This is a genomic window from Coprococcus sp. AF38-1, from assembly GCF_003603945.1.
In the GTDB taxonomy this organism is placed as follows: Bacteria; Bacillota; Clostridia; order Lachnospirales; family Lachnospiraceae; genus Coprococcus; species Coprococcus aceti.
On the sequence record NZ_QVGO01000005.1, the window covers coordinates 90,410 to 112,339 of the forward strand.

At 43.2% G+C, this 21,930-nt stretch carries 21 protein-coding genes and 1 other RNA gene; all 22 read left to right on the forward strand.

Annotated elements, in window-relative coordinates; translation table 11 throughout:
- The first annotated feature begins 85 nt into the window (after positions 1 to 85).
- A complete protein-coding gene (locus DW025_RS08485) occupies positions 86 to 844 on the forward strand; it encodes an exodeoxyribonuclease III (protein ID WP_119999686.1) in 759 nt (252 codons plus the stop codon).
- Positions 845 to 952: 108 nt separating this feature from the next.
- On the forward strand, positions 953 to 2,497 hold the full coding sequence (gene gpmI, locus DW025_RS08490; RefSeq protein WP_119999562.1) for a 2,3-bisphosphoglycerate-independent phosphoglycerate mutase: 1,545 nt from the start codon (positions 953 to 955) through the stop codon (positions 2,495 to 2,497).
- 144 nt (positions 2,498 to 2,641) lie between these two features.
- Complete coding sequence (mscL, locus tag DW025_RS08495) at positions 2,642 to 3,061, forward strand: large conductance mechanosensitive channel protein MscL (protein ID WP_015534993.1); 420 nt, start codon at positions 2,642 to 2,644, stop codon at positions 3,059 to 3,061.
- A gap of 140 nt (positions 3,062 to 3,201) precedes the next feature.
- Positions 3,202 to 4,023, forward strand: coding sequence for a hydroxyethylthiazole kinase (gene thiM, locus DW025_RS08500; protein ID WP_119999564.1), 822 nt, complete (start codon positions 3,202 to 3,204; stop codon positions 4,021 to 4,023).
- 71 nt (positions 4,024 to 4,094) lie between these two features.
- Positions 4,095 to 4,739, forward strand: coding sequence for a thiamine phosphate synthase (gene thiE / locus DW025_RS08505; RefSeq protein ID WP_330514338.1), 645 nt, complete (start codon positions 4,095 to 4,097; stop codon positions 4,737 to 4,739).
- Positions 4,740 to 4,764: 25 nt separating this feature from the next.
- Positions 4,765 to 6,246, forward strand: a complete 1,482-nt coding sequence (thiD, locus tag DW025_RS15365) for a bifunctional hydroxymethylpyrimidine kinase/phosphomethylpyrimidine kinase (protein WP_117548914.1) — start codon at positions 4,765 to 4,767, stop codon at positions 6,244 to 6,246.
- Between the two features lie 116 nt (positions 6,247 to 6,362).
- Positions 6,363 to 9,023, forward strand: a complete 2,661-nt coding sequence (locus DW025_RS08515; protein ID WP_119999566.1) for a YfhO family protein — start codon at positions 6,363 to 6,365, stop codon at positions 9,021 to 9,023.
- 91 nt (positions 9,024 to 9,114) lie between these two features.
- A complete protein-coding gene (secG, locus tag DW025_RS08520) occupies positions 9,115 to 9,366 on the forward strand; it encodes a preprotein translocase subunit SecG (protein ID WP_015534991.1) in 252 nt (83 codons plus the stop codon).
- A 116-nt stretch (positions 9,367 to 9,482) separates the two neighbouring features.
- Positions 9,483 to 11,666: a ribonuclease R gene (gene rnr / locus DW025_RS08525; protein WP_119999568.1), complete on the forward strand. Its 2,184-nt coding sequence runs from the start codon at positions 9,483 to 9,485 to the stop codon at positions 11,664 to 11,666.
- A complete protein-coding gene (smpB, locus tag DW025_RS08530) occupies positions 11,629 to 12,102 on the forward strand; it encodes an SsrA-binding protein SmpB (RefSeq protein ID WP_119999570.1) in 474 nt (157 codons plus the stop codon). The genes rnr and smpB overlap by 38 nt, the downstream gene beginning before the upstream one ends.
- A gap of 154 nt (positions 12,103 to 12,256) precedes the next feature.
- Positions 12,257 to 12,604 carry a hypothetical protein gene (locus tag DW025_RS08535; protein WP_117548918.1) on the forward strand — a complete coding sequence of 116 codons (348 nt, stop codon included), beginning with the start codon at positions 12,257 to 12,259 and terminating at the stop codon, positions 12,602 to 12,604.
- 94 nt (positions 12,605 to 12,698) lie between these two features.
- Positions 12,699 to 13,039: a transfer-messenger RNA gene (ssrA, locus tag DW025_RS08540) on the forward strand.
- 375 nt (positions 13,040 to 13,414) lie between these two features.
- On the forward strand, positions 13,415 to 13,762 hold the full coding sequence (gene rplS / locus DW025_RS08545; protein WP_055272925.1) for a 50S ribosomal protein L19: 348 nt from the start codon (positions 13,415 to 13,417) through the stop codon (positions 13,760 to 13,762).
- A 110-nt stretch (positions 13,763 to 13,872) separates the two neighbouring features.
- Positions 13,873 to 14,445 (forward strand): signal peptidase I, encoded by a 573-nt coding sequence (lepB, locus tag DW025_RS08550; protein WP_117548919.1) that lies wholly within the window; start codon positions 13,873 to 13,875, stop codon positions 14,443 to 14,445.
- 10 nt (positions 14,446 to 14,455) lie between these two features.
- Positions 14,456 to 15,304 (forward strand): ribosome biogenesis GTPase YlqF, encoded by an 849-nt coding sequence (gene ylqF / locus DW025_RS08555; protein WP_015534986.1) that lies wholly within the window; start codon positions 14,456 to 14,458, stop codon positions 15,302 to 15,304.
- Entirely contained in the window at positions 15,305 to 16,330 is a 1,026-nt protein-coding gene (gene lepB, locus DW025_RS15370; RefSeq protein ID WP_119999572.1) for a signal peptidase I, read from the forward strand.
- Between the two features lie 64 nt (positions 16,331 to 16,394).
- Positions 16,395 to 17,150: a ribonuclease HII gene (locus DW025_RS08565; RefSeq protein ID WP_015534984.1), complete on the forward strand. Its 756-nt coding sequence runs from the start codon at positions 16,395 to 16,397 to the stop codon at positions 17,148 to 17,150.
- A gap of 40 nt (positions 17,151 to 17,190) precedes the next feature.
- Positions 17,191 to 17,550, forward strand: coding sequence for a YraN family protein (locus tag DW025_RS08570; protein ID WP_015534983.1), 360 nt, complete (start codon positions 17,191 to 17,193; stop codon positions 17,548 to 17,550).
- Between the two features lie 13 nt (positions 17,551 to 17,563).
- Complete coding sequence (pgeF, locus tag DW025_RS08575; RefSeq protein WP_243104951.1) at positions 17,564 to 18,409, forward strand: peptidoglycan editing factor PgeF; 846 nt, start codon at positions 17,564 to 17,566, stop codon at positions 18,407 to 18,409.
- 62 nt (positions 18,410 to 18,471) lie between these two features.
- Positions 18,472 to 19,782 carry a DUF512 domain-containing protein gene (locus DW025_RS08580; RefSeq protein WP_117548924.1) on the forward strand — a complete coding sequence of 437 codons (1,311 nt, stop codon included), beginning with the start codon at positions 18,472 to 18,474 and terminating at the stop codon, positions 19,780 to 19,782.
- 25 nt (positions 19,783 to 19,807) lie between these two features.
- Positions 19,808 to 21,130, forward strand: a complete 1,323-nt coding sequence (der, locus tag DW025_RS08585) for a ribosome biogenesis GTPase Der (protein WP_119999576.1) — start codon at positions 19,808 to 19,810, stop codon at positions 21,128 to 21,130.
- A gap of 2 nt (positions 21,131 to 21,132) precedes the next feature.
- Positions 21,133 to 21,792: a glycerol-3-phosphate 1-O-acyltransferase PlsY gene (gene plsY, locus DW025_RS08590; RefSeq protein ID WP_118757734.1), complete on the forward strand. Its 660-nt coding sequence runs from the start codon at positions 21,133 to 21,135 to the stop codon at positions 21,790 to 21,792.
- The last annotated feature ends 138 nt before the right edge of the window (positions 21,793 to 21,930 follow it).

Genomic DNA, 21,930 nt, shown 5'->3' on the forward strand with positions numbered 1-21,930 from the left:
CTGCATGGAGCCGGTAGGCGACATGTTAAAATAAAACATGATTTTCCCCAAATAATAATGAAAGGATAAAATGGTATATAAATTTATGAAAAAACTTATCTCATGGAACGTAAATGGAATAAGGGCATGCGCCGGTAAAGGCTTCATGGACTTTTTTAACAGCATAGATGCAGACATATTCTGTATACAGGAGTCCAAGATGCAGGAGGGACAGCTCACACTTGATATGCCAGGATATTATCAGTATTGGAACTATGCGGATAAGAAGGGATATTCAGGTACGGCTATTTTCACAAAAGAGAAACCTTTGAGTGAAACAAAAGGTATAGGCATAGATGAACACGACCATGAGGGTCGTGTCATAACACTTGAATATGAGAACTTCTACATGGTGACTGTATATACACCAAATTCACAGAACGAGCTTGCAAGGCTTGATTACCGGATGAAGTGGGAGGATGATTTCAGAGCATATCTGAAAAAGCTTGAGGAGAATAAGCCTGTTATTGTGTGCGGCGATATGAACGTGGCTCACAATGAGATAGATCTGAAAAATCCAAAGACAAACAGGAAGAATGCGGGATTTACTGATGAGGAAAGAGAGAAGATGACGGTGCTTCTAGATGATGGCTTCATCGACACATTCAGATATTTTTATCCGGATCAGGGAAATATCTACTCATGGTGGTCGTACAGATTCAAGGCAAGGGAGAAGAATGCAGGTTGGCGTATCGACTATTTTCTCACATCTGAGAGTTTGAAGGACAAGCTTGTCGATGCCAAGATACACACTGATATCATGGGATCTGATCACTGCCCGGTTGAACTGGATATCGACCTGTGATTTGAGTTGGATTTGAACTTGAAAAATTGGCATTATATAAGTATAATCTCAATGAGTGAATTATGATTAAGAGGCATTTAGCCGGAATAAATAAAAAGGAGAAAAATTATGAGTAAGAAACCAGTAGTTTTAATGGTCCTCGACGGATATGGTCTCAGTGACAAGACAGAGGGTAATGCAGTAGCACTTGCAAAGACGCCAGTTATGGACAAGCTTATGGCTACAGCACCATTTGTGCAGGGCGCAGCTTCAGGACTTCCTGTAGGACTTCCAGACGGTCAGATGGGCAATTCAGAGGTAGGTCATATGAATATCGGCGCAGGCCGTATCATATATCAGGAGCTTACAAGAATCACAAAGGCAATCGCTGATGGAGATTTCTTTGAGAACGAGGAGATGCTTGCTGCAATAGAAAACTGCAAGAAGAACAATTCAGATCTTCATCTCTGGGGACTTCTCTCAGATGGTGGTGTTCACAGCCACAATACACACCTTTATGCGATCCTTGAGCTCTGCAAGAAGCAGAACTTTGAGAACGTATACGTTCATCCATTCTTCGATGGAAGAGATACGCCGCCTGCATCAGGTAAGGGATACCTTGAGGAGCTTATCGCAAAGATGAAGGAGATAGGTGTAGGTAAGGTTGCATCTATGTCAGGCCGTTACTACGCAATGGACAGAGATAACAGATGGGACAGAGTAGAGCTTGCATACAAGTCACTTGTGACAGGTGAGGGCGTTCAGGCTGAGGACCCGGTTGCAGCTATGCAGGAGTCATATGACAAGGAAGTATATGATGAGTTCGTTCTTCCTACAGTAATCACAGAGAATGGTAAGCCTGTATCACTTGTTAAGCCAAATGATTCAGTTATATTCTTTAACTTCAGACCAGACAGAGCCCGCGAGATCACCAGAGCATTCTGCTGTGATGATTTTGATGGATTTGAGAGAGCAAATGGCCGCATGCCACTCACATATGTATGTTTCAAGGACTACGACGAGTCAATACCTAACAAGCTTGTAGCATTCAAGAAGGAAGAGATTGACAACACATTCGGTGAGTACCTTGCAGCTAAGGGCCTCAAGCAGCTCAGACTTGCTGAGACAGAGAAGTATGCTCATGTAACGTTCTTCTTCAACGGCGGTGTTGAGGAGCCTAACAAGAACGAGGACAGAATCCTTGTAAAGTCACCTGCTGTAGCAACATATGACCTTCAGCCAGAGATGAGTGCTCCAGAGGTAAGCGAGAAGCTCAATGCAGCTATCCTTGGTGGCGAGTATGATGTGATCATCATCAACTTTGCAAACCCTGATATGGTTGGTCATACAGGTATTATCCCAGCAGCTATCCAGGCTGTAGAGACAGTTGACAAGTGCGTTGGCGCTGCTGTAGAGGCAATTGATAAGGTTGATGGTGTTCTCTTTATCTGTGCTGATCATGGTAACGCAGAGCAGATGATCAACTATGAGACCGGTGCTCCACATACAGCTCATACAACTAACCCTGTACCATTTATCCTTTACAACTATGGTGAAGATGTAGAGCTTCGTGAGGGCGGATGTCTTGCAGATATCGCACCTACACTTCTTGAGGTTATGGAACTTCCTCAGCCTAAGGAGATGACAGGCAAGTCACTTATTGTAAGAAAGTAAAAAAGATGATGTGCGATGAGCGATGACAGCAAATGTAGATATATGTCATATCAATCGCGCGAGAAACAACAAATAAAAGATACGGCACCGAATTATAATATAAGATTGTTATGATCGGTGCTGTATTCAGTTGGAAGGATACATATGAAGAAGTTTTTGGAAGAGTTTAAGGAGTTTGCCCTTAAGGGAAATGTGATGAGTCTTGCAATCGGTGTTATCATTGGTGGAGCGTTCCAGTCATTGGTTACATCTTTTACAGACTGTTTCATCACACCAATAATCAACAGCATCGGTGGAGCAGAGATTGGTGGACATTTTCAGATATTCCATACAGGACAGTATATCGAGTATGGAGCGTTTATTTCAGCAGTTATCAACTTCATAATCATGGCATTTGTTATATTTGTCATCATGAAGGGAATCAATGCGATCATGGATCTTGGTAAGAAGAAAGAGGAGGCAGCTCCTCTCACAAGAAAGTGCCCATACTGTATGGGTGAGATAGATATCAAAGCAACAAAGTGTATGCATTGTACATCTGATGTACCTCCTGCCCAGGAGTAGATCAGGTCTGACCTGGATCAGCGCCGGCGTAGGGATACATACAGCATAAGAAAAGCGGCTGTGCCTTATGGTATGGCCGCTTTTCGTCAAAAAAGATTAGCAGATAAACAACAGAGTATATATAAAGGAGACAGAAAAACATGATAAAAGAGTGCCTTGAAAATGTAAGAAAGAATGTACCTCTGGTACACAATATAACAAACTATGTAACTGTAAATGATGTGGCAAATGTCATTCTGGCGTGCGGTGGAAGTCCTATCATGTCGGATGATGAGGGTGACGTGGAGGATATCACAAGCATATGTGGTGGTCTGAATATCAACATAGGAACACTTAACAAGAACACTATTCCATCAATGTACCTGGCAGGGAAGAAGGCAAATGAACTTGGACATGTTCTACTTCTCGATCCTGTTGGAGCAGGAGCAAGTAAGCTCAGAACTGATACGGCTGTTGGACTTATGAAGGAGATTAGATTTGATGTTATAAGAGGAAATATCTCTGAGATCAAAACTCTGGCATATGGTTCCGGCAGCACAAAGGGTGTTGATGCCGATGTGGCAGATGCGGTTACGGAGGATACGCTTGATAATGCAGTGACATTTGTCAAGAAGCTATCTGCTGAAACGGGATCTATCATAGCTGTAACAGGCGCAATAGACCTTGTTGCGGACGGCGAGAAATGTTATGTAATCAGAAACGGCCGTCCTGAGATGGGTAAGATCACTGGAACAGGCTGCCAGCTCTCAGGAATGATTACAGCATATGTTGTGGCAAATCAGGACAACAAGCTTGAGGCTGCTGCAGCGGCTGTCATGGTCATGGGACTTGCTGGGGAGATCGGTTATTCCCATCTGCAGGCATTTGAGGGTAATTCAACATACAGGAACAGGATAATCGATGCCATATACAATATGGACGGGGATACACTTGAACAGGGCGCAAAGTTTGAAATCAGATAATTGACGGAAGTCTAATAATTGCCTGGATCTGCATCAGATCGGGATCGAAACATATAGGAAGGACGGATAGTATGATAAATTGCAGTGAGAAAGAGCTATTGCTCTACGCAGTAACTGACAGACACTGGCTTGGTGAAGAGACTCTGTATGATCAGGTAAAGAAGGCACTTGACGGCGGTGCAACATTTGTACAGCTCAGGGAGAAGAATCTCGACAGAGAAGACTTCCTCGCTGAGGCGAAGGAGATACAGAAGCTTTGTAAGGAATATGGAGTTCCATTTGTCATCAATGACGAGGTCAGCATAGCAAAAGATATAGATGCTGACGGTGTACACGTGGGACAGAGTGATATGGAGGCCATGGACGTCAGAAAGATACTCGGCCCTGACAAGATACTTGGAGTGTCTGCACAGACTGTCGAACAGGCGATTATAGCGGAAAAGCACGGCGCAGATTATCTTGGTGTAGGAGCAGTGTTTACAACAGGTTCAAAGGATGACGCAGACGATGTGAGCCATGAAACTCTCAAGGCAATTTGTGAGGCGGTGTCCATACCGGTCATTGCAATAGGCGGCATAACAAAGGATAATGTGGCCGAGCTTGCGGGCTCCGGAATATGCGGTGTGGCAGTTATAAGTGCCATATTCGGACAAAAGGACATACAGAAGGCCACAGAGGAGCTCAAGGTTTCTGTAGAGAATATGCTTGATGCCTGACTAAATATATGATATAGAGGTGTATATGAAAAAAATAGTTATCAGTGATATAAAAGGTGCGATATTTGATATGGATGGGGTTCTGCTTGACTCTATGCCTATGTGGGATCATGCCGGAGAGATGTATCTGGCGGGACAGGGGATACAGGCAGAACCTGATCTTGAGAAGGTGCTTTTCACCATGACCATGATGAAGGGCGCAGAATATATGCAGAAACACTATGGACTTGAACTCAGCGCGAAGGAGATTATAGACGGTATCAATGAGACTGTGCGCGATTTCTATGCAAATAAAGTTGAGCCGAAGTCAGGTGTGCCTGAACTGCTGAGGTTCTTAAAGAGATATGATATCCCGGTCACTGTTGCAACATCCACAGACAGATGCCATGTTGAGGCAGCACTTGTGCGGACGGGACTTATGAAGTATGTTGACAGGATATTTACATGTTCTGAGGTGGGCGTGGGCAAGGCAGCCTCACCTAAGATATATGAGATGGCGGCTGAGTTTATGGGAACTCCGGCTTCGGATACATTTGTATTCGAGGACGCATATCATGCGGCGGAGACAGCACAGAACGGAGGATTTGTTGTGGTCGGTCTCTATGACGAATCCAGCAGGGACAGACAGGGAGATCTTATAGCACATTGTGATCATTATTTTAAGAGTATGGATGACATGCTGTGCAGTATAAATTCTGACAGAAGCCGTCTTGTGCCTGTCCTCACCATAGCCGGAAGCGATTCCTCAGGTGGCGCAGGTGTGCAGGCGGATCTCAAGACCATGCAGGCAAATGGCGTATTTGGTATGAGTGCGATCACAGCCCTCACGGCTCAGAATACCACAGGAGTGACTGCTATCATGAACGTTATCCCTGATGTACTTGGCGCCCAGATAGATGCGGTGTTTACCGATATACGGCCGAAAGCGGTCAAGATAGGAATGGTATCTGTTCCTGAACTTATTGATGTGATAGCTGACAGACTTGCCAGATACAATGCGGAGAATGTCGTGCTTGACCCTGTGATGGTGGCGACCAGTGGTGCTAAGCTTATAAGCGATGATGCGGTGGAGGTCATGACCGGTAAACTGTTCCCACTTGCAAAGCTCATAACGCCAAACATACCTGAGACTGAGGCGCTCACTGGTATATCGGTGAAGAGCGTAGCTGATATGGAGAATGCCGCCAGATGTATATACGGAAAGTATGGCTGCGCTGTCCTTGTAAAGGGTGGACACAGCATAAATGATGCAAATGATATGCTTTTTGACGGAGAGAATATCACCTGGTTTTCGGGTGAGCGTATTGATAATCCGAATACACATGGCACAGGATGTACGCTTTCAAGTGCGATCGCTTCAAATCTCGCAAAGGAATATGATGTAAGTGATTCAGTCAGAATGGCCAAACAATATATATCCGGTGCCCTGGAGGCCATGCTGGATCTGGGATCGGGCAGTGGACCGCTGAATCATGGTTTCGATATACGAAGTAGGTATATGTTATAAATCAGTATGTAAAAGTTAGAAATTCTTTCATTAAAAATTTTTAATCTATATCTATATAGTATTTTCACAGATTGTGTAGTATTATATTAAAACTAAATAATCTGGAGAAGAATACGATGGAGAAAGAACAGAGAAAACAGCTCGTTATTCAGATGCTTACAGCGGGCATTATCACATTCTGCCTGCTGTGGCTTCTGTTTTATATAAAAAAGTATGTGCCGTTCGGAGTACACTCACTCGCATCCAAGGATGCTGATTTTCAGTATCTTGATTTTCTGGCATATCTGAAGGATGTATTTGACGGCAAAAATAATATAGATTATTCTTTCAGCAAATCTATAGGAGGGGCCTGCATAGGAGTATTCAGTTATTATCTTTCCAGCCCGTTCAATTTATTGCTGTTGTTATTCGACAAATCCCAGCTTGTATTGTTCGTACATGTGATCATAACGTTAAAGCTTGCCTGTGCGGCGGCGACATTTGCATTTTATCTCAACAGGAGATTTGAAGAGTGGAATGATGGTTCTGTGAAAAAGCAGGCACTTATCATTTTTCTGGCGGTGAGCTATGCAGTGAGTCAGTATGGAATAGCCCAGGCATGTAATATAATGTGGCTTGACGGCTTCTATATGTTACCGCTCATAATGCTGGGCGTGTACAGAGTGGTTAACGGTGGCAGGCCTGTTATGCTTTCCGTATCAGTTGCATTGGCAGTTCTGTTCAACTGGTATATGGGCGGAATCAACTGTGTATTTGCCTGTTTCTGGTTTTTGTTTGAATTTGCATATTCAAGATTGTACAGTGGGGATACTAAGGCTGAGAAGACTGTCATAAAGGATTTTGCCGGAAAACTTGGACGGTTTATATATTCAATGCTGGCGGGAGTCCTGATCAGTGGGGTGTTGTTCCTTCCGACGATAGGTGCGATGCGTTACAGTGTAAGAGGAAGTCTTGATTTCGGCTCTCTGCTCGACATGTCATTTATCGGTGATGTTTCATCTGTGATAGACGGATATTCGCTTGGTGCACAGAGTCAGAAGGGAAGCGTGTCTCTGTACTGCGGATGTCTGGCGCTGATAGGATTTATTGGAATCTTCATCGGTAAGAAACACAATGTAAAGCAGAAGATATTAGCATTTGTCACGCTTGTGGTAATGCTGCTCATGTTTTACTGGAATCCATTGTGCATGGCATTTTATCTGTTCAAAGAGGTTGGATCATATTGGTACAGATATTCACATGTTGGAATATTCTGTATATTATTCTTTGCCGCTGAATTTTTCCTCTCGGAGGATTTGAATGCTGTAAAAAGGCGGGTTATCATTGCAAGTGCGATATTCAGTGCGGCTATGCTTGGTGTAAACTATCTGCATGGAGTCCAGGATAACAAACTTGTATGGCTGACCGATGCGCTTATTGTAGGGGTAGCCGTTTTGATAGCACTCATAAGCAGGCTTTCGAAAAACGTAGGATCCGGAAGAGTGTTCGGAATTATATTTACGGTCATTCTGTGTGCAGTGCTGACTGTTGAGACAGGATACAGCGTGATGTTGCAAATGGACAATATCCATATCGACAACGGTGAGAGTTTTGTTGAGTATGAGACGGCTATGGAAGGCCTTATAAATGATCTGAAAGAATATGATTCCGATACATACAGGATCAGCCAGACCAGATCAAGGGCGACAAGATCACTCGAAAAAAAGAAAAACAATAATGGCAAAGATACGGATGATAATTTTAAATATAAGAACAATGTCAGAGCAAATTATGACGAGTCGTTTGGTTATGGGTATTGGGCGATAGGATCGTATGTGTCAACCGCTGACAGCACAGTGCTGAACTTCCTTGTGGACACGGGATACAGGAGCGAAGGCGATAACCTAAGTGTTGTCAACATGCCGGTGCTTGGAACTGATTCACTGCTGGGAGTCAGATACATCGTATCTGATTATGCTCTGGAGGGCATGAATAAAGTAGAGGATATTGCAGACAATGCAAATGGAGTCGATGTATACGAGAACCCATACAGCCTGCCTATGGCATTTGTATATGATTCAGGCAAATATACAGCGGCAAAATATAACGGCAATCCGTTTGAATATCAAAATGAGCTCTACAGCGAGCTGCTCGGCAGAAAGGTTGAGATCTATAAGCCTTTAAAGTACGAGACGGTTGTAAGTAAAGCGAAGAAGCGTGTATACAAGATGGAGATCCCGGAAGGCAATTACATCGCTTATGGCAATATCCCATGGAACAGTCTGTTTAACGCAAAGCTGAATGTCAATGGAATATACAGGACCAGATATGCCAGATGGCTTTCGCCGTCAGTGTTCAATATTCCTGTAAATGAGGATCGTGATTACTACAAGGTTGTGCTTCACTCAAAGATGAAGCTAGATCTGGATGATGGAGCAGAGCAGTTTTATGTTCTTGATCTGGATTTGCTGAAAAGCATAGCAGAGGAGCTTGAGAAACATACCCCTGATGTGATGGATATAGAAAATGGCAGCGCAGAATTTGTTGTAAATGCCAAGGAAGGACAGAGTTTATTCACATCTATTCCTTACTGTGATGGTTGGACAGTCAAAGTTAACGGCCAGAAGGTACAGCCGGATAAGGTGGTAGACAGCCTGTATTCTATAAGTCTTGTTGAGGGTGAGAATGTTGTTGAGATGAAATTCCATGTGAAATATGCAGGCGTAGGTATTGCCTGTTCGATAATAGGTATCGCAATGCTGGTATTTGCGGAGTTTTACAGAAAACGAAGAAAATAGTTATTGAATATATTATTTTGTTGTGTTATTATGTTTCAAGTTGGTGTTAAAATTATACACACACCATTTTTTCGGAAACGGAGGTGTTAAGATGCTGAAGACAATATTAATGGTAATTTATGTTATAGTATGTATAGTATTAGCAATAGTGGTTCTTTCACAGGAAGGAAAGGATGCGAGCCTTACAAGTTCCATATCAGGAGCAGGCGGCGGATTTGACAATTCCTACTGGAGCAAGAATAAGGGAAGCTCAAAGCAGGAGATACTTAAGAAGATAACAGCAGTTCTCACAGTTCTCTTCTTTGTACTTGCATTACTGCTTGACTCAAAGCTTTTCAACTAATAATGATTTCTGATGCTTACATATATTAACTGATATATGTAAGCATTTTTTTGCTCATTATGCAATGTATTTGTGCGGTAGGGATGCGGGCATAATGTATATAGAAAGGGTTTGTTATGGATAATAAGGATTTGGAGTTATACAACAGAAGAAAACAGACGGTATATGAATTTATATGCGATGATGATTATCCGCCTATGAAGTTCAAGGAGATGTGTACATTCCTTCAGGTCCCGGGAGATGAGAGACAGACATTTCTCGATATACTGAATGACCTCACAGAGGAGGGACTGATCATCAGATCGGCAAAAGGACGATATCAGAAGGTCGGAGAAGGGACATACAAGGGAACATTTATCGGCAATCAGAGAGGTTTTGGATTTGTCCGCGTTGAGGGCATGAAGGAGGATTTCTTTGTCCCTGAGAAGAATACCATGGGAGCGTTCCACGGTGATACAGTCCTCATACGTGCGGAGGACAGACCGAAGGGAATGAAGCAGGAAGCATCGGTTATAAAGGTACTTGAGCGTGGACTAAAGAAGGTTGTCGGAGTCTATCAGAAGAATAAGAACTTTGGATTTGTCATACCTGACAATCTGAAAATAGATGGAGACATATTTATATCCAAGGCAAATTCCATGGGCGCCATGGCTGGACATAAGGTTGTGGCGGAGATCATCAGTTATGGAGACAAAGTGAAGTCTCCGGAGGGAAAGATTATAGAGATACTTGGACATATAAATGATCCGGAGAGTGACGTGCTGTCTGTGGTCAGAGCTCTGGACATTCCTGTCGATTTTCCTGACGAGGTCATGGACAGCCTCTCACAGATCCCTGATTTTGTCAGCGCATCGGAGATGGCAGGCAGAACGGATCTCCGACATCTTCAGACAGTGACGATAGATGGCGAGGATGCAAAAGACCTGGACGATGCCATAACACTCTATGAGGCGGACGGAATGTACAAGCTTGGTGTGCACATAGCTGACGTGACCCACTATGTAAAGGAGAATTCCCCTCTGGATAAAGAGGCACTTAACAGAGGTACAAGCTGTTATCTCGTGGACAGGGTAATACCTATGCTTCCACACAAGCTGTCAAATGGTATCTGCTCGCTGAATGAAGGACAGGACAGACTTGCACTTAGCTGCCTTATGGACATAGATCAGAAGGGCCACATAGTAGGACATAAGATATGTGAGACTGTGATCAATGTGGACCGTAGAATGTCATATACAAGTGTGTCTGCAATTGTCGAGGATCACGATCCAGAGGAGACCAGAAAATATGAGGAGCTTGTGCCCATGTTCGAGATGATGCTTCATGTGTCGGATCTTCTCAGAGCGAACAGAAGAAAACGAGGCTCAATAGATTTTGATTTTGACGAATCGAAGATCAAGATAGACTCCGACGGCAAAGTTGTATCAATAGGTGTATATGAGAGACGCAGATCCAATGAGATCATTGAAGATTTTATGCTTGCTGCAAATGAGACGATTGCTGAGGATTATTTCTGGCAGGATATACCATTTGAGTATCGAGTGCATGAGACACCTGATGCAGACAGGGTTGAGCAGCTGGCGCTCCTTATAAGTAATTTTGGAATGTACTTTAAGGCATCAAAGGAGAATATACATCCGAAAGAATTCCAGAAGCTGCTTGACAGGATAAAGGGTGAGCCTTATGAGAATCTTGTGAGTAGGATGGCGCTGAGGACCATGAAACAGGCGAAGTATTCAACGGAGTGCACAGGACATTTTGGACTTTCGTGTAAGTATTACTGTCATTTTACTTCTCCTATAAGGAGATATCCAGATCTGCAGATACATCGTATAATAAAGGAAAATATACATGGCAGACTTGACTCGAGGAGAATAGAACATTATAGCATGATACTTGACAGGGTGGCTGATGACAATTCGCGCAAGGAGAGAAGAGCTGAGGAAGCTGAGCGTGATGTGGAGAAGCTCAAGAAGGTGGAATATATGTCAGCTCACATTGGCGAGGTCTATGACGGATTTGTCTCGGGAGTTACAAACCGGGGAATGTTCGTGGAACTGCCGAATACGGTGGAAGGCTTTGTGAACGTGGCAGATATGCTCGACGATTATTACTATTTTTCTCAGGAAGATTATGCTATGATAGGTGAGGACACGGGCAAACAATATGCCATCGGTGATCCTATACAGATAAAGGTGAAGAATACAGACAAGATGACGAAGTCGATAGATTTCAGTATTGTATATAAAGGAGAGGATACATTTGTCAAAGGAAAGAGGAAACACTCTCATCGCAAATAACAAAAAGGCATATCACGAGTATTTTATAGAAGAGAAGTTTGAGGCCGGAATAGAGCTTGTGGGAACCGAGGTAAAGTCCATAAGACAGGGACACTGCAGTATCAAGGAAGCATTTGTCGGAATAGACCACGGCGAGGTGTATGTGTACAGAATGAATATCAACCCATATGAGAGGGGGAATATATTCAATAAAGATCCGCTCAGGACGAGAAAGTTGCTGCTCCACAGGTATGAGATCAACAAGCTCATCGGACAGCAGAAGCTGAAGGGCTATACCATTATGCCGCTCAAGGTATATATCAAGGATGGCCTTGTCAAGATGGAGATAGGTCTGGCAAGAGGTAAGAAGCTCTACGACAAGCGTGAGGATATCGCCAAGAAGGATATGAAGCGCGAGATGGAGAGAGATCTGAAGAACAGAAGCAGAGATTTCTGATAGTGTGCGTTTGTGGAATTTCTGTGAAATCAAACTTATTATTGGAAATATGATACAGCATGTGTTATACTAGCAGGGTGTTGAAGAAGATAAGCTGGTTCAGATATAATGTGTGTATCGGAATCAAATAAACGATAGTCTGGAGAAGGGCGTTATGAGTCAGAGTAAAGTAGATAAGAAGAAATATGAGAAAAAGCACCGCAAGGAGATTCTCAGGAAGCAGAAGATCAAGAAGATAACAGCTATAACAGTTACGATTGTTGTTATCGCTGCTATAGTTGGAAGTGTTGCGGGTGTGAAGATATATAAGGCGATACCTAAGTACGTTGATGCTTCAAGCTTATCAGAATATGTTGATAAGACTTGGAAGGACAGCGGTTATGACACTCTGTTTTCTGCCACAGCCTCAGATGCTGAGGACACAGCAGATACAACTGAAGCTGCAGAAGATACAGCAGAGGCGACAGATGCAGCGGAAGATACAACTGCTGACGCTGAGTAACAGCATCTGATAAATTAAGATATATAGGCGCAGGTATCATTGTGATATTTGCTGCATATATTATATATGATCGGTTATCACTGATCTATGATCAGGGGTTGACTGGTTTCGACAGGGGTTTTGAAGCTATGGAAGCCATCCGTGGACCAGAGCCACGCTAAAAGCTGGAAAAAAATAAACGCTAACGATAATTTAGCATACGCTGCCTAAGGGCAGTCGTCATCCTTTAGGAACGCCGAGCCTTTAGGAATGGCGTCGATTTTCGGCAAACTCCTGCATCTAAGCTTTGCGATGTAGGAAAATCCATGAAGCTACTAAGGTCTATAGCATGTTAGTGGGCGATAGGCTGAGGAAATGTTAAAGCACTGACTGTGATGGAAGAAACTGTAGTGAATGAGCTTTTGGACGCGGGTTCGACTCCCGCCAGCTCCACTATTTTTCATAAGGAGGGGCCCGCCGTAGGTGGGAGGAATCCTTCAGAGGAAGCGCACTGATGTGCGCGTAGGTCATCAAGCTACGCTTGACGACAAGTTATGAAGCACGCAGACGCCTGCGAACGAAGTTCGCCTTCTAATGTGTCTGCTCCACTTGACTGAATTAAGTCGAACAAGATATTTAATGCAACAGGGCATATAGAAATCAATCTATATGCCCTGTTTGCTAAAAAACGGATAAAATCCGAAAATTCTTCTTGCATCTACAATTTCAGTATGTTATATTAAATGAGTTGTGAAAAGAGTGATGGTCCTCTGTGCCCATATATCCGGTGGATATGGTAGTAAGAACATCAGAATATTAAGGAGGAACACAATGAACGATTACATTAAGAATCTTGAAGCTTCACAGATGAAGGAGAGCGTTGATGAGTTCAACGTAGGAGACACTGTTAAGGTACACAACAGAATCAAAGAGGGTAACAAGGAGAGAATCCAGATCTTCGAGGGTACTGTAGTAAAGAGACAGGGCGGAAGCAACAGAGAGACATTCACAGTTAGAAAGATCTCTAGCGGATGCGGTGTTGAGAAGACATGGCCTGTACACTCACCTTTCGTTGAGAAGATTGAAGTTGTAAGAAAAGGTAAAGTTAGAAGAGCTAAGATTTACTACTTACGTTCAAGAATTGGTAAGGCAGCAAAGGTTAAGGAGCTTGTTAAATAATAAAGCTTGTAACATGAAAGTAAAAGTGGCTGGAGTATTTCTACTCCAGCCATTTTTAGAATGGATGAAATGAACTGAACAAATATATTGATGATTGAAGGATAGAATTCATGAGTGAGAGATATGACAGACTCCGAAGGATAAGGAGAGAAAAAAGGCGTCAGAGAAGACAACAGAGATCATTGAAAAAGACTATGAAGAGCGCACTTGGCTGGTTCATATCGATACTGACAGCGGCTATACTTGGTTATGGTTTTGTTGCATTTGGATTCCAGACGGTATATATGGTAGGACCATCCATGGAGCCGACACTGACGGATGGAGAATCGTATCTGGTCAATAAGGCTGTTTATCTGGTGACATCCCCGGAAAGATACGATGTGGTAGCGTATCGTATAGTTGAGAATCAGGACAAATACTATTCCATCAAGAGAGTGGTAGGCCTGCCGGGTGAGACTGTGCTTATCCAGAATGGTCAGGTATATATAAATGGCAATCCGCTTGCAGATTATCCCGTCGACTGTGAGATAAAAACAGCCGGAATAGCGGAATCTGCGATCACACTTGGAGAGAATGAATACTTCCTGCTCGGAGACAATCCGGACAACAGCCAGGATTCAAGATTTCAGGCGGCTGGCAATGTGCAAAAGAGCGAGATGCTGGGCAGAGTAAAGATAAAATAGAGGTAGAGATATGAATATACAGTGGTATCCCGGACATATGACAAAAGCAAGACGAATGATGCAGGAGGATATAAAACTTATAGATATCGTCATAGAGCTGGTGGATTCAAGAATCCCATTCAGTAGTAAGAATCCTGATATAGACGAGCTTGCAAAGAACAAATACAGACTCATACTCCTCAACAAATCAGATCTTGCGGATGATGCAGTCACAACAAAGTGGGAAAACTATTATAAGAATAAAGACTTTGCCGTTGCAAAGATAAATGCCCGTGACGGTATGGGGATGAAGAGTATCAACAATATCGTGCAGGAGGCCTGCAAAGAGAAGATAGAGAGGGATAGAAAAAGGGGAATCATAAACCGTCCGATAAGGGCGATGATAGTCGGTATCCCGAATGTCGGCAAATCCACGTTTATCAATTCCTATGCGAGAAAGGCCTGCACCAAGGTTGGAAATAAGCCTGGTGTCACAAAAGGCAAGCAGTGGATAAGACTTGGAAAGAATATTGAGCTTCTGGACACTCCCGGTATTTTATGGCCGAAATTCGATGATGAGGCCGTTGGTCTCAGACTTGCGTTCATTGGTTCGATCAATGATGAGATACTCAGCATAACGGATATAGCGGTTGAATTAATTAAATTTTTACAGGCAAACTATTGTAATACCCTTGTTCAAAGGTATAATATTGAAAGTGTTGATGATCCTGTACAGATGCTGACAGGTATCGCAGAGAAGAGACAATGCATTAAGAAGGGCGGGGAGCTCGATTATGACAAGGCTGCGGCTCTGCTGATCGATGATTTCAGATCGGGAAAGCTGGGGCGTATTACATTGGAGACCCCGAAGGAAGACTAGATGAGTGAAGAAAACAAGAATGTTGCTGATGCGTTAAACGATATATTTGAGGATGACCCTGCGAAGAAGGAAAGGGACAAAGAGATCGCCAAATATGAGAAGAAGCGTCAGAAAGCGATAGATAAAGAACAGAAGAAGGCTGCAAAAAAGGCTGCGAAGGAAGCAAAGGAAGCTGAAAAGAAAAATGCCGACGATGAGCAGGAAAATAAGGAGAAGTCCTCCTGGTCCTGGGACAAAGCAGTCGCTGAGAGTTCGGCTGATGCAAAGGCGGAGACAGCAGATAAATCGGAAGAAGCATCTCAGAAGGAGACATCGGAAGAAGCTGCAGGAGCAGCTAAATCTGAGAGCTCAGATAAAACTGCAGAAGCGGTTAATACAGACTCTTCTGAAGAAGTGTACAATGAGGATGGAGAACTCGACGAGAAGGCTTTAAAGAAGCAACTCAGGAAAGAGAAGAAAGAGGCAAAAAAGAAAGAAAAGGCCGAAAAGGAAGTCAATATTGTCAAGGATCTCATATTTCTGTGTATTTATATAATAATAGTAATTGGCATATGCTGGGCTGTGCTCACATTTGTCGGACAGCGAACAGAGGTCAGTGGAGAGTCCATGAGCAATACTCTTCACAGCGGAGATACATTATGGATTGACAAGCTTGAGTATGAATTTGGCTCGCCGAAGAGATTTGATGTGGTTGTATTCCCGTATGGAGACGATGATGAGACCTTCTTCATCAAGCGTATAATCGGACTTCCGGGTGAGACAGTGTATATAGACGAAGATGGTGTTATCTATATAAATGACGAGCCTCTGGAGGGCGATGTGTATGGCAGAGAGGCTATAGCCAGCGACAAGCGCGGAGTTGCAGCCGAGGAGATCACACTGGGTGATGACGAGTACTTTGTTCTGGGAGATAACAGAAACAACAGCCGTGACAGCCGTGTGGAGGATGTTGGCAATATACACAAGAAAGATATCATTGGCAGGGCTGTATTCAGATTTACAGGCGGTTTTGGCAAGATAGAATAGGATAAGATATCAGGGGCTGTTGCCTAAAAAGTGGCAATGGTCCTTGTTTTTAGGTGGAGGACATATGGAAAGTATAGCGGAGATAAAAAAAGTATTTGCTGATGCTGATATAAGTGAATATTCGGGGCTTATCGAGAAGTATGGCGACGATGAGAGAGATGGGGTAAAGAAGATCATAGCGTCCGCTCAGAAAAAGATCAATGCTCTTGAAAAGGAAAAAGCCCGCAGCTATAAAATGTTTGAATTTGAGAGAAAATACGCTGATAAGGGATATATATGTGGTATAGATGAGGTCGGAAGAGGCCCGCTTGCAGGCCCTGTAGTGGCTGCTGCAGTCATTCTTCCAAAGGACTGTGATATTTTATACCTCAACGACTCCAAGCAGCTCACACCGAAGAAGAGGGAGGCTCTATACGATGAGATCATGGCGAAGGCTGTAGCTGTAGGCGTGGGTATGGCAAACGAGAAAGTAATTGACGAGATAAATGTTCTCAATGCAGATTACGAGGCGATGAAGCAGGCTATATCGAAGCTTCAGGTTAAACCACAGCTCCTGTTAAACGATGCGGTTAATATTCCGGGTGTTGATATCGAGCAGGTAGGCATAATAAAAGGTGATACGCTGTCTGCGTCGATTGCGGCAGCAAGTATAATTGCAAAGGTTACAAGGGACAGGCTTATGGTTGAGTATGACAGTCTGTATCCGGGGTATGGATTTGCAAAAAACATGGGATATGGTACGGCAGAGCACATTGATGCGCTCAAGAAGATCGGTCCGTGCGCAATACACAGAAGGACGTTTATCAAGAACTTTGTATAACAATTGTTCATCACACATATATTCATGGAAAGGTGAAATGATGTATAACAGCAGAGCAACCGGTAATGAAAAAGAAGCTTTAGCTGCTGATCATCTGGCTGGCAGGGGCTATGAGATCCTGTGCAGGAATTTCAGGGTGGCCAGCGGTGAGATAGATATAGTGGCAAAACACGATGGATATATAGTGTTTATCGAGGTGAAGTATAGGTCCGGAGTACATAAGGGCTTGCCGGAGGAGGCTGTCGATGTGCGCAAGCAGAGACAGATATGTAGGACTGCATTATTCTTCCTGAACAAATATGGATATGGAATGGACACCCCGGTTAGATTTGATGTGATAACCATACTTGGTGAGGATATACATCATATAGAAAATGCATTTGAGTATTCGGGATATTGATAGGATGGCGGATATGGATATAAAGTATATTAGGAAAGACAATTCAACACATGTCCACACGGTGGATGGCGTGGATTATATATCATTTGACAAAATGGACAGAGCAGGAGTTGTAAATGCATTCTCCACCAGGATCGGCGGAGTGAGTGAGGGATATCTGGGTTCCATGAACCTGAGCTTCCACAGAGGTGATGATGCGGATCTGGTAATGGAGAATCACCGCAGATTTGCCACTGCAGTGGGGTATGATCACGAAAAGCTTGTGTTCTCTGATCAGGTGCACAAGACAGATATATATAAGGTTACAGAGAAGGATGCCGGAAAGGGAATAATCAGAGAGTCGGATATTCTGGAGATCGATGGACTTATGACGGATGTTCCGGGGATACCGCTTATGACATTTTATGCGGACTGTGTCCCTGTATTGTTCTATGATCCGGTGAAAAAGGTTGTTGCGGCGAATCACTCCGGGTGGAAGGGAACCGTCAGCAAGATAAGCGGACATATGATAAACAGATTGAAGTCTGAATATGGAACATCTCCAGAGAATCTCATTTGCGCCATAGGACCTTCTATATGCAAGAATTGCTATGAGGTGAGTGAAGATGTAGCTGAACGCTTTATGGCGGCATATACGGAAGCAGAGGCAGCTCAGATCGTATTTAGCAAGGGTAATGGCAAATATCTGCTTGATCTCCACAAGGCCAACTATTACAATCTTGTTGATTCAGGTGTAAAACCTGAGAATATTGACGTGACAAATATATGTACATGCTGTAACAGCGAATGGCTTTTTTCACACAGGGCGAGCAAAGGCCTGCGGGGTAATCTTGCGGCGGTGATCATGCTCCCTGAATGATAGGGCGTTATTCATTTGCTGCAGCTTTTGATCCGTAGACAATTAATATAAAAGAGGAAATTATGGAACATATTGTAAAGGAAATACTTGAGGGAAGTATAGCCCAGGAGATGGAGATCGAACCGGGAGATAATATTCTGGCGGTCAATGACCATCCTATAGAGGATATATTTGACTATCAGTATCTCATAAATGACGAATATATAGAACTTCTCGTGAGGAAGTCTGACGGCGAGGAGTGGCTTCTGGAGATAGATAAGGATTATGACGAGGATCTAGGGATTGTTTTTGAAAATTCTCTGATGGATAATTACAAGTCCTGCTATAACAAGTGCATATTCTGCTTTATCGATCAGAACCCGAAAGGTATGAGAGACACTATATATTTCAAGGACGATGATTCCAGACTGTCATTTCTTCAGGGAAATTATATTACCCTTACTAATATGAAGGAAAAGGATATTGACAGAATAATCAATTATCACCTTGCTCCGATAAATATATCAGTGCACACTACCAATCCCAAGCTGCGCTGCAGTATGCTGAACAACAGATTTGCCGGTGCCATACTTGACTATATAAGGAAATTTTATGAAGCTGGTATTCCTATGAATGGACAGATAGTTCTGTGCAAGGGGATAAATGACGGGGAGGAATTGTGGCGTACGATCTCTGATCTTATGGAGTTTGTTCCTGTTATGGAGAGTTTGTCCGTGGTCCCTGTCGGTTTGTCAGATTACAGAGATGGCTTGTTCCATCTTGAACCGTTCAACAGAGAGGACGCCTGCGAGGTTATTGATATAATAGAACATTTTCAGAAAAAGGCATTTGAAAAGCATGGCACACATTTTGTCCAGGCAAGTGATGAATGGTATATAAATGCCGGCAGGGATTTCCCTGAGGCTGACAGGTATGATGGCTTTATCCAGCTTGAAAATGGTGTGGGCATGGTGAGACTGCTCATGGATGAGTTTGATGAAGAGTGGAGCTGCGTAGAGGGCGATGACAGAGAGTATGAGGTGTCCATGGTTACTGGAGTGCTCGTATATGATTCCATAAAGCTCCTTGCTAACAGAATCCCTGAGAAGTTTCCTAATGTGAAGGTGCATCTGTATAAGATCATTAATGATTTTTTTGGACACAGAATAACCGTGACAGGATTGCTTACGGGTGGAGATATAAGAAAGCAGCTCACAGGAAAGCCTCTTGGGCAGCGGCTTATACTGCCTTCCAATACTCTTATGGCGGATGAGCCAAAATTCCTTGATGATGTGACGCTTGCAGAGCTCACAGATGCTTTACAAGTCGATGTTTGTATTGTAGAATCAAGTGGTGCTGATTTTATTCATGCAGTAATTGGCGATGATATGTAATTAATTATATATGGAGGAAGATAGAATGAGTAAACCTATAGTTGCCATAGTGGGCAGACCAAATGTAGGTAAATCAACTCTGTTCAATGTGCTTGCCGGAGAAAAGATATCCATAGTTCAGGATACACCGGGAGTTACGCGAGACAGAATTTATGCCGATATCAACTGGCTGGATTACAATTTCACTCTGATAGACACAGGAGGAATTGAGCCGGAGTCAGACAATATTATACTTAAGAGCATGAGAGAACAGGCAGAGATAGCCATAGAGACAGCGGACGTCATCCTGTTCATGACGGATGTCAGACAGGGAATGGTTGATGATGATGTCAAGGTTGCCGATATGCTCAGAAGATCCAAGAAACCTATAGTTCTCGTTGTCAACAAGGTAGACAGCTTTGAAAAGTTCATGCCGGATGTGTATGAGTTCTATAATCTTGGACTTGGAGATCCACATCCTATATCAGGTTCATCCAGACTTGGAATAGGAGATATGCTCGATGAGGTGGTATCACACTTCAATGAGTCTGCAAAGGATGACACGGAGGATGAGAGACCTAGAATCGCCATCATAGGAAAGCCAAACGTAGGAAAATCTTCTATAATTAATAAGCTTCTCGGTGAGGACAGGGTTATTGTATCAGATATAGCCGGAACCACAAGAGATGCCGTGGATACAGAGATCGTCAGAAATGGCAGAGAATATGTATTCATAGACACAGCGGGACTCAGACGAAAGAGCAAGATTAAAGAGGATATAGAGAGATACAGTATCATAAGAACAGTATCAGCGGTTGAGAGATGTAATGTTGCAGTCCTCGTAATAGACGCAACGGAGGGAATAACCGATCAGGATGCCAAGATCGCGGGAATCGCACATGATCGTGGCAAGGGAATGATAATAGCTGTGAACAAATGGGATGCCATCGAGAAGAATGACAAGACCATATATAAGTTTACAGAGGAGATCAGAAACAAGCTTTCATACATGCCGTATGCGGAACTGCTCTTCATATCAGCCCAGACCGGACAGAGACTTCCAAAGCTGTTCGAGACCATAGATGCTGTTATAGAGAATCATTCACTCCGCATAGCTACTGGTGTTCTGAATGAGATTATGAGTGAGGCGGTTGCTATGCAGCAGCCACCATCAGATAAGGGTAAGAGACTTAAGCTCTATTATATTACCCAGGTGTCAGTAAAACCTCCTACATTTGTCATATTTGTAAATGACAAGGAGCTTATGCATTTCTCATATACACGTTATATAGAGAACAGGATAAGAGAATCCTTTGGATTCAGAGGTACACCTCTAAAATTCATAATCAGGGAGAGGAAAGAGAAGTAGTCATGGAGATGTTGATTAGAGCTATATGTCTGGTTGGGGGCTATGGAGTAGGACTCATTCAGACAGCGTATATTTACGGCAGGATAAAAGGTGTTGATATAAGAAAGTATGGAAGTGGAAATGCGGGAACGACAAATGCACTGAGAGTTCTTGGAAAGAAAGCTGGACTGATAGTTTTCCTGGGGGATTTCCTCAAAGGAATAATCGCCTGCTCACTGACACATATCATACTTGGCCAGTTAGGTATAGGTGATGCATACATGTTCGTACTGTATACAGGACTTGGAGTTGTGCTTGGTCATAACTTCCCATTCTATATGCAGTTCAAGGGCGGCAAGGGAATTGCTGCCAGCGGCGGAATGATAGTAGGTCTGTGGGACTGGAGATTGGTAGTGATACTCCTTGCAGCGTTCGTTATAAGTGTTGTGATAACAAGATATGTATCGGTTGGATCACTTACGATCATGATCGGATTCTTCATATTATACACAGTATTTGCAATTCATGGAGATTATAATTTCACATCGAATGCCAAAATGATCGAAGGAATAATCATGGCGGGAATCATAGCCGGAATGGCCGTGATAAGACATTGGCAGAATATCAAGAGACTGATAGCGGGAACGGAGAATAAGTTGTCGTTTGGTTCTAAGAAGGCTTGATGGAAAGCGGAAGCGAATAGAGAGTTATTGAATCCCCTACTTACTGGATAAACCAGGAAGGAGGGGGTTTTTTTGTAGTGAGCAACGTTTTATAGATGTCTGGATAAAATAAAATCAGATAACATAATGAGTATACAT